18 protein-coding genes and 1 pseudogene are annotated in these 15,246 nt (G+C 61.9%); 15 read left to right on the forward strand and 4 right to left on the reverse strand.

Features of this window, described 5'->3' with window-relative positions; all coding sequences use genetic code 11:
* The first annotated feature begins 153 nt into the window (after positions 1 to 153).
* The 15 genes from parA to V5F61_RS20755 all read left to right on the forward strand — a co-directional run bounded on the left by parA (position 154) and on the right by V5F61_RS20755 (position 11,785).
* Positions 154 to 807 (forward strand): ParA family partition ATPase, encoded by a 654-nt coding sequence (gene parA, locus V5F61_RS20685; protein WP_393990609.1) that lies wholly within the window; start codon positions 154 to 156, stop codon positions 805 to 807.
* Positions 804 to 1,049 (forward strand): hypothetical protein, encoded by a 246-nt coding sequence (locus V5F61_RS20690; RefSeq protein WP_393990608.1) that lies wholly within the window; start codon positions 804 to 806, stop codon positions 1,047 to 1,049. Before parA ends, V5F61_RS20690 begins: the two co-directional genes overlap by 4 nt.
* Positions 1,046 to 1,576 (forward strand): DUF2840 domain-containing protein, encoded by a 531-nt coding sequence (locus V5F61_RS20695; RefSeq protein ID WP_393990607.1) that lies wholly within the window; start codon positions 1,046 to 1,048, stop codon positions 1,574 to 1,576. Before V5F61_RS20690 ends, V5F61_RS20695 begins: the two co-directional genes overlap by 4 nt.
* Positions 1,573 to 2,118, forward strand: a complete 546-nt coding sequence (locus tag V5F61_RS20700) for a S26 family signal peptidase (RefSeq protein WP_393990606.1) — start codon at positions 1,573 to 1,575, stop codon at positions 2,116 to 2,118. Before V5F61_RS20695 ends, V5F61_RS20700 begins: the two co-directional genes overlap by 4 nt.
* Positions 2,119 to 2,161: 43 nt before the next feature.
* The gene (locus tag V5F61_RS20705) at positions 2,162 to 2,938 is read left to right on the forward strand and encodes a lytic transglycosylase domain-containing protein (protein WP_393990605.1); all 777 of its coding nucleotides are present in this window, start codon (positions 2,162 to 2,164) and stop codon (positions 2,936 to 2,938) included.
* Positions 2,935 to 3,192, forward strand: a complete 258-nt coding sequence (locus tag V5F61_RS20710) for a hypothetical protein (RefSeq protein WP_393990604.1) — start codon at positions 2,935 to 2,937, stop codon at positions 3,190 to 3,192. Before V5F61_RS20705 ends, V5F61_RS20710 begins: the two co-directional genes overlap by 4 nt.
* A complete protein-coding gene (locus tag V5F61_RS20715; protein ID WP_393990603.1) occupies positions 3,182 to 4,921 on the forward strand; it encodes a relaxase/mobilization nuclease domain-containing protein in 1,740 nt (579 codons plus the stop codon). Before V5F61_RS20710 ends, V5F61_RS20715 begins: the two co-directional genes overlap by 11 nt.
* 24 nt (positions 4,922 to 4,945) lie before the next feature.
* Positions 4,946 to 6,925 (forward strand): conjugal transfer protein TraG, encoded by a 1,980-nt coding sequence (locus V5F61_RS20720; RefSeq protein WP_394104080.1) that lies wholly within the window; start codon positions 4,946 to 4,948, stop codon positions 6,923 to 6,925.
* Between the two features lie 5 nt (positions 6,926 to 6,930).
* Positions 6,931 to 7,392 (forward strand): CopG family transcriptional regulator, encoded by a 462-nt coding sequence (locus V5F61_RS20725; protein ID WP_393990573.1) that lies wholly within the window; start codon positions 6,931 to 6,933, stop codon positions 7,390 to 7,392.
* Between the two features lie 131 nt (positions 7,393 to 7,523).
* Positions 7,524 to 7,826, forward strand: a complete 303-nt coding sequence (locus tag V5F61_RS20730; protein ID WP_393990572.1) for a hypothetical protein — start codon at positions 7,524 to 7,526, stop codon at positions 7,824 to 7,826.
* Entirely contained in the window at positions 7,823 to 8,182 is a 360-nt protein-coding gene (locus V5F61_RS20735) for a helix-turn-helix domain-containing protein (protein ID WP_393990571.1), read from the forward strand. The genes V5F61_RS20730 and V5F61_RS20735 overlap by 4 nt, the downstream gene beginning before the upstream one ends.
* A 2-nt stretch (positions 8,183 to 8,184) precedes the next feature.
* Positions 8,185 to 9,039: an ImmA/IrrE family metallo-endopeptidase gene (locus V5F61_RS20740; protein ID WP_393990570.1), complete on the forward strand. Its 855-nt coding sequence runs from the start codon at positions 8,185 to 8,187 to the stop codon at positions 9,037 to 9,039.
* Complete coding sequence (locus V5F61_RS20745) at positions 9,026 to 9,832, forward strand: thymidylate synthase family protein (RefSeq protein WP_393990569.1); 807 nt, start codon at positions 9,026 to 9,028, stop codon at positions 9,830 to 9,832. Before V5F61_RS20740 ends, V5F61_RS20745 begins: the two co-directional genes overlap by 14 nt.
* Positions 9,833 to 9,839: 7 nt before the next feature.
* The gene (locus tag V5F61_RS20750; RefSeq protein ID WP_393990568.1) at positions 9,840 to 10,874 is read left to right on the forward strand and encodes a nucleotide kinase domain-containing protein; all 1,035 of its coding nucleotides are present in this window, start codon (positions 9,840 to 9,842) and stop codon (positions 10,872 to 10,874) included.
* 11 nt (positions 10,875 to 10,885) lie between these two features.
* Entirely contained in the window at positions 10,886 to 11,785 is a 900-nt protein-coding gene (locus V5F61_RS20755) for a nucleoside triphosphate pyrophosphohydrolase family protein (RefSeq protein WP_393990567.1), read from the forward strand.
* Here the strand turns inward: V5F61_RS20755 and V5F61_RS20760 are convergent.
* The 4 genes and pseudogenes from V5F61_RS20760 to V5F61_RS20775 all read right to left on the reverse strand — a co-directional run.
* Complete coding sequence (locus V5F61_RS20760) at positions 11,737 to 12,126, reverse strand: holo-ACP synthase (protein ID WP_393990566.1); 390 nt, start codon at positions 12,124 to 12,126, stop codon at positions 11,737 to 11,739. The two genes, V5F61_RS20755 and V5F61_RS20760, sit on opposite strands and share 49 nt — an antisense overlap.
* Before the next feature lie 19 nt (positions 12,127 to 12,145).
* On the reverse strand, positions 12,146 to 12,346 hold the full coding sequence (locus V5F61_RS20765; protein ID WP_393990565.1) for a hypothetical protein: 201 nt from the start codon (positions 12,344 to 12,346) through the stop codon (positions 12,146 to 12,148).
* Positions 12,321 to 13,952: a patatin-like phospholipase family protein gene (locus tag V5F61_RS20770; protein ID WP_393990564.1), complete on the reverse strand. Its 1,632-nt coding sequence runs from the start codon at positions 13,950 to 13,952 to the stop codon at positions 12,321 to 12,323. The genes V5F61_RS20765 and V5F61_RS20770 overlap by 26 nt, the downstream gene beginning before the upstream one ends.
* Positions 13,953 to 14,339: 387 nt before the next feature.
* Positions 14,340 to 15,246, reverse strand: a pseudogene (locus tag V5F61_RS20775) (IS3 family transposase); the annotation flags it as partial.

Genomic DNA, 15,246 nt, shown 5'->3' on the forward strand with positions numbered 1-15,246 from the left:
CGTAGATTCTAACTTTTCTGCGCGCGAAGCCGATGTGAATAGCCGCTCCGCAGTGGCCTCGTTCGAGAATGAATGCGATCAGGTTTTCCGTAAAGCCGGAACTCAGGTCGGAAAGTCTCTCTCAGCTGCTTCCCGTCCATTGGGAGGCTCCCGATGATCGTCGCTCTGCTCAACCAGAAGGGCGGTGTCGGCAAGACCACCTTGGCGCTGCATCTCGCCGGCGCGTGGGCGAGCCGCGGCCGACGCGTCACCCTCATCGATGCGGACCCTCAGGGCTCGGCCCTCGACTGGTCGCAGCAGCGCAACCGCGAGGGGCTGCCGCGCCTGTTCGGCGTCGTCGGTCTTGCCCGCGATATGCTGCACCGGGAAGCCCCGGAGCTGGCGCGGGATGCTGACATGGTCGTCATCGACGGGCCGCCCCGTGTCGCCGGCCTGATGCGCTCGGCGTTGCTCGCCGCCGACCTGGTGCTGATCCCGGTGCAGCCATCACCGCTCGATGGCTGGGCGTCTGCCGAGATGCTGTCCCTCCTAAACGAGGCCCGCATCTATCGGCCCGAGCTTGCCGCGCGCTTCGTGCTGAACCGCTGCGGCGCCCGCACGGTGCTTGCTCGCGAGACGGCTGAGACGCTGGCAGATCACAATCCGCCTGTGCTCGCCACCACCATTGGCCAACGCGTCGCCTTCGCCATGTCAGCGCAGTCCGGACGGCTTGTCGGTGAGCTCGACGCCGGCGGGCCGGCGGTGCGGGAGGTGACAGCCCTCGCGGCGGAGATTGACCACCTCGCCGGTCCGGGATCTGCGCCATGAGCACACGACCCACCCGCCGGGGCTTTGCCGCCCGGCCGGCCGATCCAGAGCACTGGATCAAGGCCGCGGACATGAAGCCGTCGAGCGACGGCGCCTTCACCGCGCGGCTCACCATCGACGTCACGCCCGATCTACGCGGGCGCATCAAGATCGCCGCCTTCGGCCGCGGCCAGACCGTCGCGGACATGCTCCGCGATCTCCTCGCCCGCGAGTTTCCTCCCACCTCAGGAGATGCGTTATGACCGGTCCGTCCGTATCGTCCTGCGTGCCCCGGACAGTCGCCCCGGCGCCGTCTGCGCCAACCGCTGACCCACTCACCCATGTGGAACTGACCTGGATCGAGAAGCGGATCGAGAACTGGATCCGCTTCGGCCGGCCGGTCCATGCGCAGACACTCGACCGCAGCCGCCGCATCGTATCGTTCGCGCCGAACTCCATCTTCGCCTTTGTCCGATGGGCGGCGAACGACTTTGGCACCGTGGTCTCGCGCATCGACATCGTGCGCGCCGTCGCGCCGGGTGAAGCCTACCAGACGCTGCCCTTCGTACGCCCCGGCGGCGAGATCCTGCTGCGCGCCGACGGTTGGCCGAAGGTGGAGAAGGTGCTCCAGCACATGGATGCCGTCGACACCCTCGGCATCCATGGCGCGGACGTGGCACCGGACCATTGGCGCCATGTCCACAACCGCCTGGTAGCCGGTCACATGCCGCGAGCGTACTCGGTCGAGCGCCATCAGGCATGGCTCAAGCGCCGGGAGTGCGAGGCATGACCCGCTTCGGCTATGTGATGGCCACCTACTTCTCGGTGATGGGGGTGGCGGCTGCCTCGTTCGTCCCCACGCCGCTGAAGCTGGTGTGGAACGTCTCCGCCAGCGCGCCCATCGGGCTCTATGCCATCGAGCCGGCGCGCAGGCTGGAGGTCACGGACCTCCTCGCCATCGCGCCGCCGGTTGTGCTCGCCCGCTTCCTGGTGGAGCGCGGCTATGTGGGCGCCGGCGTGCCGCTGATGAAACGCGTGGCTGCGCTTCCCGGACAGGATGTCTGCCGGAGGGACCGCACCATCACGGTCGATGGTGTGGCGTATGGCGATGCGCTGGAGCGTGACCGCATGGGCCGTCCACTGCCGGTCTGGCGCGGCTGCCGCCGCATTGCCGAGGGCGAGCTCTTCCTCATGAACTTCGACGTGCCCGACAGCCTGGACGGGCGGTACTTCGGGCCGCTTCCGGCCAGCACCGTCATCGGCCGCGCCATGCCGATCTACACCGACGAGGCCGGCGATGGCCACTTCGTCTGGCGCGCGCCGACACACTGAGCGCTGCCCACCGCCTCAACCATCAAAACTCCGCGAGGCCGCCATGCTGCGGACCAGAATGAATTCGCCTGACGTGCGCCTGCTGCTGCGAACGCGCAAAGGCCATCGTGCCGCCGTCCTCCTTCTCCTTTCCGGGGTGCTCTCGGGCGCGTCGACGACTGTCCCCGCGGCTGACGTGCAGGCGCCCCGGAACGCGCCATCCGCCGTCGATCGCTACGCCGACTTCATCGCTGAGGCCGCGGAGCGCTTCGACATTCCCTCTGTCTGGATCCGCACCGTGGTGCGCGCGGAGAGCGACGGAGACCCGCGCGCGACGTCGCCCAAAGGCGCCATGGGGCTGATGCAGATCATGCCCAAGACGTGGGCCAAACTGCGCATCCATTACGGTCTCGGCGAGGATCCCTTCGATCCGCACGACAACATCATGGCCGGCGCGGCGTATTTGCGGGAGCTGTTCGACCGCTATGGCAATCCCGGTTTCCTCGCGGCCTACAATGCGGGGCCGGGCCGTTACGAAGCCTCGCGAAAAGGGCGCCCCCTGCCACCGGAGACGCGCGCCTATGTTGACAAGCTGGTGCCAGAGATCGCGCGCGGGGAGACCGAGCCCGTCGCGCCGAAATCCCTCCTTCGCCCGGTGGTCGAGACACTGTTCTGGGCTCAAGCTCCGATCTTCGCTGTGCAGCCGATCCGGACGCCGGCTGCAGATTCGGCGCCAACGGATCGCGCTCCGCCGACACCTGATGTGCGCGACGTCTCGGCCATCGCTCCGCGCGCGGAAGGCCTCTTCGTCGCGCGCGTCGGCTCCGGAGGTGCGCGATGATCACGAACGGACGCATTCGCACCCTGTCGGGTCTTCTGCTGTTCGGGCTAAGGACGGGACGGGAGGACTGGGAAACGACCGACAGATGGCGAGATAAAAGGGCGCAAGGTGCGCTGCGGTCGGGCGGTTGTTTCTGCTCGGGAATTTCCAGCCAAACACACATTGCGCCGCAGATCGGCAATGTGCGTCAAGTGATCAAGCCATTGCACTCGTTCGCGTTCTTGCACCTTGTGAGCGTGCGCTATGGCCGATGACCGGGAATTCCGCGTCCGGCCCGGCCGCATCCGCTCGACCCGCGCGCAGCGGGGCCGGCCCTTCATCGCTCAGGCGCTCGCGGCGGCCCAGAAGGCCGGCGGGCATGTCTCCCGATCCGGCCGGATCTCGTCCGGTGCCCGCTCGCACTTCGGCCGAGGCCGGACTGCCAGCGTCGTCGCCAATCGCTTGCTCACCGGGCGTTCGCGCGTTGTGGTCGTCAAGACCCGCGTGGTCCGGCACACTGCGCGGGCCACGCCACTATCCGCGCATCTGTCTTATCTGCGCCGGGAAGGGGTGACCCGGGATGGAGCGAAGGCGCACCTGTTCGGGCCGGGCGCCGAGGAGGGGGACGGCCGCGCCTTCGCGGAGCGCTGCGCCGATGATCGCCATCATTTCCGGTTCATCGTTTCGCCCGAGGACGCGGCGGACATAGCCGGCCTCCGGTCCTTCGCCAGCGATCTCGTAGGACACATGGAGAAGGACCTCGGCACGAAGCTCGACTGGGTCGGCGTCGACCACTGGAACACCGACAATCCCCACCTCCACATATTGGTGCGGGGCCGGACCGATGACGGCCAGGACCTCGTCATCTCCCGTGACTACATCAAGGAGGGCATGCGCGCTCGTGCTCAGGATCTGGTCACCCAGGAATTGGGCCCGCGCACCGACCTCGACATCCAGCGCGCCGTCGAGCGGCAGGTCGAGGCGGAGGGCTGGACCCAGCTCGACCGCCAGCTGCTTCGGGACCAGCGCGAGGCCGGCATGATCGATGTGGCGCGCGATGCCGATGCCGGGCCGGATGCTTTCCTGCCGATGAAGGTCGGCCGGCTGCGCAAGCTCGAGGCCCTCGGGCTCGCCGATGAGATCGGCCCCGGCCAATGGGTGATCGACGAGAAAGCGGAAGCGACGCTGCGCGCGCTCAGCGAGCGCGGTGATATCATCAAGCGGATGCACCGCGCCCTCACAGCGCAGGGCATCGAGCGGGGCACGGCAAGCTACGTGCTCGCCGGAGAGAACCTCGACGCGTCTGTCATCGGTCGTCTCGTCGATCGCGGTCTCGATGACGAGCTGAAGGGCTCAGCCTATGCCGTCGTGGATGGTGTCGACGGGCGCTCTCACCACATCCGCCTACCCGACCTCGATGCGGCAGGCGATGGCGCTCCCGGCTCCATCGTCGAGCTCCGGAGGTTCGAGGACGGGCGGAGTCAGGCGCGGGTTGCGCTCGCGGTCCGCTCCGACCTCGACATCGAGCGGCAGATCACGGCCTCCGGTGCCACCTGGCTCGACCGGCAGGTGCTCAGCCGAGCGCCGGCGTCCTTGTCGGAGGGCGGCTTTGGTTCGGAGGTGCGAGAGGCGATGGAACGTCGGGCAGATCATCTGGTCCGGGAAGGGCTAGCCGAGCGCCAAGGCCAGCGCGTCACCTTCGCCCGTGACCTGATCGAGACCCTGCGCCGGCGGGAGGTCGAGGCGCTGGGCGAGAAGCTTTCCGGGGAGACCGGGCAGCCGTTCAATCGGTCAGGCATGGGAGACTATGTCGCCGGCACCTACCGCCAGCGCTTCGCGCTCGCCTCCGGTCGCTTCGCCATGATCGATGACGGACTCGGCTTCCAGCTCGTGCCCTGGACGCCCTCGCTGGAGAAGCAGCTCGGCAAGCACGTCTCCGGTGTCGCCCGCACCGACGGCGGCATCGATTGGTCCTTCGGCCGCAAGCGCGGCCTCGGCCTCTGACCCCACCCCTCACCGGAGCGCCTTATGTCCGCGACCAAGATCCTCTGGGGCCAGATCCTCCTCGTCCTCGCCATAGTGCTCGCCACCACCTGGGGCGCCACGCAGTTCGTGGCGTGGCGGCTCGGCTTCCAGGACCAACTCGGGCCGCCCTGGTTCCTGCTGGGGCCCTGGCCCGTCTATCCTCCGCCAGCCTTCTTCTGGTGGTGGTACTTCTACGACGCCTATGCGCCGGCGATTTTCACCGAGGGCGCGATCATCGCCGCCTCGGGTGGTTTCCTCTCCATTGCCGCCGCAATCGGCCTCTCGGTCTGGCGGGCGCGGGAGGCGAGGCGGGTCGAGACCTATGGCTCCGCCCGCTGGGCCGAGTCGGACGAGATACGCGCAGCCGGGCTACTCGGTCCTGACGGCGTGGTGCTTGGTCGCCATGGACGGGGCTATCTGCGCCATGATGGACCCGAGCACGTCCTGTGCTTCGCGCCCACCCGCTCCGGTAAAGGCGTCGGCCTCGTCGTGCCCTCGCTGCTCACCTGGCCTGGCTCGGCCATCGTCCATGACATCAAGGGCGAGAACTGGCAGCTCACCGCCGGCTTCCGAGCCCGGCATGGGCGCGTGCTGCTGTTCGACCCCACCAATGTGCGGTCCTCCGCCTACAATCCCCTGCTGGAGGTCCGCCGCGGTGAATGGGAGGTGCGGGACGTCCAGAACATTGCCGACATCCTGGTGGACCCCGAGGGCTCGCTGGAAAAGCGCAACCACTGGGAGAAGACCAGCCACGCCCTCCTCGTGGGCGCCATCCTCCATGTGCTCTATGCCGAGCGGGACAAGACCCTGGCCGGTGTCGCCGCTTTCCTCTCCGATCCCCGGCGGCCCATCGAGACGACCCTCGCCGCCATGATGACGATGGCGCACCTTGGGGAGGCCGGTCCCCATCCGGTGATCGCCAGCGCCGCTCGCGAGCTCCTGAATAAGTCGGAGAATGAGCGCTCCGGCGTTCTTTCCACCGCCATGTCCTTCCTCGGGCTCTACCGAGACCCCGTTGTCGCCGAGGTGACCCGGCGCTGCGACTGGCGCATCACCGACCTGGTAACAGGTGCCCGGCCGACCACACTCTACCTCGTCGTGCCGCCCTCGGACATCAACCGGACCAAGCCGCTCATCCGCCTGATCCTCAACCAGGTGGGCCGCCGCCTCACCGAAGACCTGCAGGCGAAGTCCGGCCGCCACCGGCTCCTCCTGATGCTGGACGAGTTCCCGGCGCTGGGGCGGCTCGACTTCTTCGAGAGCGCGCTGGCCTTCATGGCCGGCTACGGGCTCAAGAGCTTCCTCATCGCCCAGTCCCTGAACCAGATTGAAAAGGCCTACGGGCCGAACAACTCCATCCTCGACAACTGCCATGTGCGAGTGAGCTTCGCCACCAATGATGAGCGCACCGCCAAGCGCGTGTCCGACGCTCTCGGCACCGCCACCGAGATGAAGGCTATGAAGAACTATGCCGGCCACCGGCTCTCCCCTTGGCTCGGCCACCTCATGGTCTCCCGCTCGGAGACGGCGCGCCCGCTTCTGACACCGGGCGAGGTCATGCAGCTTCCGCCCGCTGATGAGATCGTCATGGTCGCCGGCACGCCGCCGATACGGGCGAAGAAGGCTCGGTATTATGAGGATGAGCGCTTCAGGGAGCGGGTGCTGCCCCCGCCGGAGCTTTTGGCCCCTCGCAATCGCCAGCCCGACGACTGGACCGTCTTGCCGCTGCCAGCGCCGTCACAGTTGAGCCTGCTGGTCGAGGGCAGCGACGACGAGGACACCACGGGTTCGGAGCAACGGCGCCAACCCGAACTCGCACGGGTCGAGACGGTGGAGGCGCTGCAGCAAGTGCGGAACGAGTTCGAGATCGATCTGGTCGATGAGGCTGAGGACGATGCGGCACGGACCAGTCGAATGACCAGACTCACGCAAGGCGTTGCACGTCAGGTCTCGCTCGACCCCAATGACGGTATGGAGCTGTGACGTCTATGGCTCCGCGCAAGAAGAAAGCGCAGATCTCGGTCTATCTGGATCCGACGACGATGGGGTTGTTGGCTGACTATGCGACACGGCGTGACCAGCCCCAGTCCCTGATCGCGGAGGCGGCCATCGCGTCCTTTCTGTCGCCTGACGCGGCTGAACAGCGGGAGGCTGTCATCACCAAACGCCTCGATCAGCTGGATAGGCGGATGGCCCGGCAGGAGCGGGATCTCGGCATTGCCGTCGAGACCTTGGCCGTGTTCGTGCGGTTCTGGCTGGCGATCACACCGGCCTTGCCGGAGTCGGCGGCCCAAGCCGCGCGAGCCAAGGCTGCGGAGCGGTACGAGGCGTTTGTCGCGACGTTGGGGCGGCGGCTCGCGAAGGGTCCGAGGTTAATGCAGGAGGTTGCGGAGGAGGGAGGACTTTCAAATCGTCAAAAAGGTCCACTTGCGCCAGAAGCTGATACGTGAATGCGCACAGAACGGTGACGCCCTCTGCTCTCTTTCTTTCCAAAGGGATAGGGAGTGTCCGAAAGTTGGGTTCCAGCGGCTTGACGTCCCTTCTTGGTAAGATTATCTTACTAGGCGTAAGGACGGTGCCTATGACCCTCGATGAAGCCAAAGCAGCGATCATCAAGACTCTGCAAAGGGTGCAAGATGCGAGCGGGCTATCGTGCCCGGCCTTGACCGACCGAGATGTACCGCGTCGGGTCCTCGATCAGTTCGACAGTACGGTTTGGCCGGTCGCGACATCATGGATAGCCAAGGAGCTTGGAGTGAAAATTGAGAATAACGTACATGTGTTTGGTGGCAAAAATGGTGGCCCTTTGCTGACGATCAAACAATCGGCACAGCTGATCTGCGCGCATGTCGCCGCACAGAGCTTCGCGGTGGCGGCGGAATGAGCAAAGATCCTGAACAGCGCCAGCGCATCGCCGAGCGCATCCGTGAGGCGCGCACGCTTGCTGGCCTTAGTCAAGGGCAGGTTGCCAAAATGATGGGCATGCACCGGCCTTCGATCAGTGAGATAGAGGCCGGCAATCGCCGTGTAAGTGCCGATGAACTTGCACGGCTGTCGGATATATTTGATGTCGGCATTGAATACCTTCTTGGGGAGGCGCCAGAAAAATTGAATATAAATGATCCGAAGCTCCAACTTGCAGCGCGGGAGCTTGCTAAATTATCGCCCGATGCTCTCGACCAGCTGTTGCGCGCGCTTGCCGCTGTCCGCACCAACAGCGACGATGGGAAGAAGAGTTAATCGTGAATCGGCGCAATTTGATCCTCGATGGTGCACAGGCCGCGTCAGAGGTGCGTGATAGCCTCGGCCTCGATCTCGTCGCACCTGTTGATATCTACTCTATCGCCGAGGCGATGGGCATTCGCGTCCGTTTCCTTCCAGTCAGCATGGAAGGCTTCTATCGCAAGGGGGCCCCACCACGGATTATGCTTTCGGCATTGAGGCCGCTCGCGCGCCAGGCGTTCACCTGCGCTCATGAGGTCGGCCATCATTGGTTCGGTCACGGTTCAACAATCGATGAGCTTCAGGGTGACGAACGCCAGGACTCCGATATTCCCGAAGAAATCCTCGCCAATGCCTTCGCCGCGTTCATGCTGATGCCGTCGATCGGGGTTCGGCGCGCCTTCAACAGCCGCGGTTGGAAGCCCGCGACAGCCAACCCGGTTCAAATCCTGACGATCGCGACCGAGTTCGGTGTCGGTTACAATACCCTTCTTACCCACCTCTCGATAACTTTGTCGGACATGCCGCGCAATGTACGCGTTGAGCTCGGCAAATGGACTCCACAGCGCATTCGCAAGCGGTTGCTCGGTGATAACGAGGCCAATGGCCTTGCTATCCTAGATTCGAACCAACAGTCCACGGGCATCGATCTCGAAGAAGGCTTTGCCCTCGCCGTACCATCTGGCGCCAAGATCACCGGTACCATGCTGAAGCCGCGCCAGACCATAGAGGGCTTCGATGTCTACGATGCGGTTGGCCGTGGCCGCGCAAACGTCACAACGGCACATTGGCAGGCCGAGGCACGCGTGGCGCCGGCCAAGTTTATCGGCCCCGCCAACTACCGCTTCTTGGAGGACCCTGATGAGCAGGACTGAACCCGAAACGATTGTTGCAGCCAATCTATCATTGGGTTGGGCGGCGGTACTTGATCGGCTTGCTCATCCAGGCGTCGAGGCCATTTCGCCACTAAGTCTGTCGATCACGGGATTCGACGATCAGGGAGCTCCCGCCGAAGTGCAGGCGATTCGCGCCGGCGTGGATGCATTACTTAAGGCCAAAGGCAAGCGCGATATAGAGAACGTCGCTTGGACGATTTTTCCCGAGCGCTATTGGCGAATGGCAGGTGGGGACCGCGTTGCTTTTTTCGAAATGTTCCGAGAGGCCTTTTCACGCATACAAGATTATAATCCACAGAACAATAAGCGTGGTTCATATTTCCAGCGTATGGTGGATTTCGAAGGTGGGGGAAAAAGCTTCAATCAGCTTGCCTGGATTCTCGATGAATACAACCGTAATCCAAATGGGCGGCGTTCGAAATGGCAGGCTACGACGTTCGACCCCTATCGCGATATGCTAACCACTGCTCAACTCGAATTTCCCTGCCTTCAGCAGGTGAGCTTTACGTTCTTGGGAAATGAAGGGCTCATCTTAAACGCCTTTTATGCCACTCAACAGATCGTTCACAAGGGTTACGGCAATTATCTCGGCCTCGCTCGCCTTGGTGCATTTATGGCATCCCAGATGGGGCGCCGACTTGAACGACTCAATATTTTTGTCGGAATAGCAAAGATGGACAAGATCGGTAAGTCTGATCCTGATTTCGCCGCCTTGCTCACCACAGTGCGCGCCGAACTTACGGCATCCAAAAACCTCCAGAGTGTGGCGTGACATGACAATGGGCCATTCACGCCCCGCGTTTCGCAGATCGAACCGATTTGCCGATCTTCAGCCAACCCCTGTGTTCGACACTTACTGGCGCTTCGCGGCGGAGCGCCAGGCAATTTTCTTTCGCAGGCTCGAGGGAAGAAAGGCGCCTTGGACAGACGATCCAATTCTCGCACGGCACCGTTTCACCAATGCTTATCGCGCCACTGATCGCGTCAGCCAGTTTCTCATTCGCGAGGTTGTCTATGGCGAAGGCCGCAGCGACGCCGCGAATGAGGTCGTATTTCGCGTGTTGATGTTCAAGCTATTCAATAAGATCGAGACTTGGAACCTACTTGAGGAGCAGCTCGGGCAGTTGAGGTGGGAGACATTCGATTATAAAGCTTACGATCTGGTCTTAACTGAAGCGATGCAGCGTGGGGGGAAGCTGTACTCGGCGGCCTACATTATTCCACCGGTAAGGTGGAAAGACGGTGATGGCGTTAAACATCGCGGTCACTTACGTCTAGTGCGAGAGGCGCTCGGCGGAGGATTAACGGATGCCATTGAGGCAGCTATGTCACTTGCAGATGTCTTTATATTGCTTAAGAAAATGCCGTCATTTGGAGATTTTCTAGCTTTTCAACTCGCTATAGATATTAATTATTCGACCGTCATCGATTTTGCCGAAGATAGTTTCGTCGTTGCGGGGCCAGGTGCGCGCGATGGAATTGCAAAATGCTTCGTTAATTATTCCGATTATGAGCCGGAAGATATCATCGAATTCATGTGCGATCAGCAAGAACGCGAGTTTTCGCGCTTAGATTTGGATTTCAAGACGCTTTGGGGGCGCCCGCTTCAACTTATCGATTGTCAAAATCTATTTTGTGAGATCAGCAAATATGCTCGCGTTGCACACCCTGAAATTCCCGGAGTATCGGGCCGCACGCGCATTAAGCAAATCTTCAAGCCCGCAGGGCTGCCGTTCCCGGTATGGCTTCCGCCCAAGTGGGGCCTCAATAAGCAATTGCACAACTGGTCTGCCCGCACTCCCCAACTGCTATGAAGGAAGCTCCCATGCAATTAGCTGAATATCAGCGTCTGGCTCTTGAGACCGATCGCACCAACCTCAACGGCGCCGACGCTGCACAACTTGTTCCTCTTCTAGGCCTTGCGGGCGAGGCAGGTCAATTGCTCTCGGAATATAAGAAGCGTTTGCGAGACGGGCCGTCGCACGTCCGTTTTGTCGACCGGGTGCGTGAAGAGCTTGGCGATATCCTCTGGTATGTTGCCAATGTCGCCAGCAAATATGGCCTAGAGCTGGAGGATGTCGCCGCGGACAATCTTGCAAAAACACGCGCACGATTCGGAGATGGTGCAGGAGTTGTGCTCGGTGGCAGCGGCATGGAGACCGAGAGCTTCCCTGAACGCTTCACCCTTTCATTCGAACAGCAGGCAGATGGCGACAGGGTGATCGTGCGCACGCTCTTTGATGGTGAGCAGGTGGGCGCCGAGTTGACAGACAACGCTCATGAAGACGACGGTTACCGCTTCCATGACGTCTTTCATGCTGGCTTTGTCGCTGTCCTTGGGTGGTCGCCGGTACTGCGCAAGCTCCTCGGTTGCAAGCGTCGTAGCAGCGCTAAGGTCGACGAGGTGGAAGATGGCGGGCGTGCCGCAGTGATCGAGGAAGGAATCTCCGCTGTCATCTTCGACTATGGCCGCAACCACAATTTTCTCAAGGGCACAGGCGGGGTTGACGAAGCGCTACTGAAAACGGTGCGGGGAATGAGTTCGCACCTTGAGGTAGCTGAGCAGCCAGAGGCCTTATGGCAGAGCGCGATCATCCAGAGTTTTGCCGCTTGGCGGCAGATAGTCGCCGCGCAAGGCGGTAGCGTGGAGATCGACCGAACGACGCGAACATTGCGTTACATGGGGGAGGCGCCAAAAGCAAGCGCGACCGCGGCGGCATTGTGAGTGGCATGCGTCAGACTGATTTGCCAGCTACTGACACCGCGTTTTGTCGCCGCGGAAAGCGCACCGCCAGCCACCTTCACAATTGGCGGCATAGTACCGTTCGACACAATCTCGATATCGGTCAGCGAGATGCCATCTTGGAGTCCACCAATTGTTTTAAGCACTGCCTCCTTGGCCGCAAACCGGGCGGCGAGCCGGACTAGCCGATCAGCGTCCGCGCCTACCTCTGCCTGCTCTTCCGCAGTGAAGCAGCGGTTAAGGACGTCTGAATCGAAATTGCCATAAAGCCGATCAAATCGCTCAATATCGACGATGTCGATTCCAATCGCGACAACGTTCATGGATGCCTGCGGCAATCGCTTATCGGGCGGCGCTGCGCTTCAATTCGGGATCCTGAATGCTATCGAGCTTTTGGCGACGCTCGTCAGCAATTCGCTTCGCGTCGAGAAGCACCTGCTCCATCGCTTGACGGTGCTTAGAAACCACCTGCGATGCCGTCCCCGTGATGGTTGCACGACTGCCAATGTCGGACTTTCTAAGGGTGGTGCTTTTCCAAGCCATGGCCATCTTCCAATTCAAACAGCTCTCTTATTATCAGATCAAAGAACTCCCTTACAGAACTTTCGATCTCGGTAATCGCGTACTCCAGACGCTCATCGGTAGGTAGCTGAGCGTCTCCCCCAATGTGGACGGCCATTCTGACTTCCCCGTTGGTATCCGATATAGGGATGCATAATTGCCAAGCCAACTCCGGCCAGCACAATTTGCGGCGCAAGCGATTGGCGTCGCCTGGCATATCAAGTTCGGGGGGGAAAGGTGCCAATTCAAACCTCGACTCGCCTCCCAACCACGCTGCGCCGAGTACCGAACCGGAAAGCGGGACCAGCATTCCCTCGTCTGTATCCGGCTCATAACCGGAGAAAAACCGCAGCCGCAACGAGTGGTGGTAGTCGCGCTCGGGAGCCGCAACCGCAACTCGCACCCGTTGGGCTTTCATGCCGAGTGCAGATTCAATGATATCCTCAGCAAGACCGCGAGCCACTCCACACGCATTGCGGTAGAGTTCCGGTCGACGAAACAAACGCTTGTCAAGGCGGACGGATGCCGCCGCTTCGCCATCGCGCACTTCCTGGCGAGCTTGCTCCAGGGTCATATCAAATTCGAGCAGTTTGAGTCCGCTCTCCAGCACTAATTGCTCTGCTTGGCCCGAAACTCGTAGGTTCAGTTCCCCCGAGCCGAACAGTGCAGTTCTGATTGCTGAGGGGACCCAGTTGAAGCGGCGAATGATCGGGGCATTCGATGTATCGGCGATCTCGATGGCGATCGTCAGAGCCTCGGGGTCGAGTTCGCGCTCTTCGTCGAAAGGCCAAGCTGGCAGATTCGAAACGATCCCACCATCGACAAAGGCTGATGGCCCAATCCGCCAGGGCGCGAAGATGAGCGGTAAGCAGATTGATGCGGCGACCGCGTCGGCGACCGCGATTTGTGGTGTGCGCTCGGGTGAGAACAGTTGAAGGCGACGGCGGCTTAGATCGGCGCTTACGATTTTGAGCGTAGGTCTTCCCTCGCATCCGAAGTCGCTCATCTTGACCATCCGACCCGGCTCGTCGGGAAACATCCTATGCTGGAGCAGCGTCGCAAGCGCTGTGCGGAAACGATGCAAGTCGGCGAGTCCACCGACCAAAACCCGCCCAATGCGCAAGCCTACGAACGCCAGGGCGAGCACACTTGCGATTCCCGCAAATATTATTGTACACGATCGACTTGCGCCGACTCCAACCAGACCAATGAGCCCAACCAGAATAACACTGCACGTAGCAGCTGCCAGCAGTTGAGGATGGTTTGCGGCCCAACGAAATAACGCTACCCGGGCCCACCCACCGTGCCCGAAAATGTCCGTCGCCTTCACGATCTTTGAATCGATCTCACGGAGCTTATCGATGATGGACGCGCTGCCGTCCGGATCAAGCATCTCGCGCGAGGAAAAGCCTGCAGCCCTTAGCGCAGCGACAATAGCACCTGCCGACGTACCTGCGAGGCCACAGAATGTGACGTCACGGTCTTCGAGCGCTTTGAGTGCACCCACATGGATTAATCCCTTTGCGCCTCCTCCGGCGAACGCGACGAAAACCCGATTTGACCGAGGCGTTGAGTGTGACTCCGCCATGTCCCTACCAATGGTTTAAAACCAAATCTAGCGACGCCAAGCCTCTCAAGGCTCGCGCATCGACCCAGATATCACCTGCGAGAAGCCACCTCAACGGGATGCCAAGCGGTGAGAATGGAGGACGACGGCCCAGAGATCAGTGCTGACTGGATGTACATTAGGGAGAAGGATGGTGACTAGGTCTCCCTGGCGATCGATGATGCTGCCTTTCTGCAAACTACCTACATGTCGATCTGTTAGCGTGGAGCATTGATGACACTGGCAGCTATCTTTCGCAATAGCGGATTATCGGGCCCTGCACGTGCAGCAAATGCCTCCGTCAAGCCTCCGCTTTTAGCATGCAGTTAAGATTCGGCTTCGTCATTACCATGAACCGCCCCGAGTTTTCTAGACGCCCTCGGCTTTGGCTTTGTGCTGCCGTTCGAACTCGATGGGTGACAGCATTCCGTTCCGTGCATGCTTGCGTGTCGGATTGTAGAACATCTCGATGTAATCGAACACGTCCCGGCGTGCCTCGTCGCGCGAGCGGTAGACCTTGCGGCGGATGCGTTCGCGCTTGAGCAGGTTGAAGAAGCTCTCGGCCACGGCGTTGTCATGGCAGTTGCCGCGACGGCTCATCGAGGGCTGCAGATCGTGGTGTTTTAGGAACGAAGCCCACTCCATGCTGGTGAACTGGCTCCCCTGATCCGAATGCACCAGCCACGGCCCTTCGGCTTGCGTCGCCAGACGGCGGCGAGCAGCGCCTGAAGCACGACGTTGGTGGTCTGCCGGGCCTGCATGGACCAGCCGACGACGCGGCGGGAGAAGAGGTCGATCACGACTGCCAGATAGGCGAAGCCTTCGTGGGTGCGGATATAGGTGATGTCGGTCACCCAGGCCTTGTCCGGCGCCTCCGCGTCAAACCGGCGATCGAGCGTGTTGTCGACCGCCAGGGATGGCTTGCCTCCATAGTGGCCGGGGCGGCGCTTGTAGCCGATCTGCGCCCGGATGCCGGCGAGCCGCGTCAGCCGCGCAACTCGGTTGGGACAGCAGCTCTCGCCCATGTCCGCCAGGTCGTCGTGGAGCTTGCGATAGCCATAGACCTTGCCGCTCTCGCGCCATGCGGCGCGGATCAGCTCGGTCTGTCGGTGGTCTTCCTGCGCGCGCTTGCTCAGCGGCTCCTTCAGCCAGGCGTAGAAGCCGCTGGGCTGGACACGCAGGCACCGACACATGGCGCGGATCGAAAACAGCAGGCGATGCTCGGCGATGAACGCGTACTTCACTTTGAATCCTTGGCGAAGTACGCGGCCGCTTT

It is taken from the genome of Xanthobacter sediminis (assembly GCF_043195015.1).
Classification (GTDB): domain Bacteria; phylum Pseudomonadota; class Alphaproteobacteria; order Rhizobiales; family Xanthobacteraceae; genus Xanthobacter.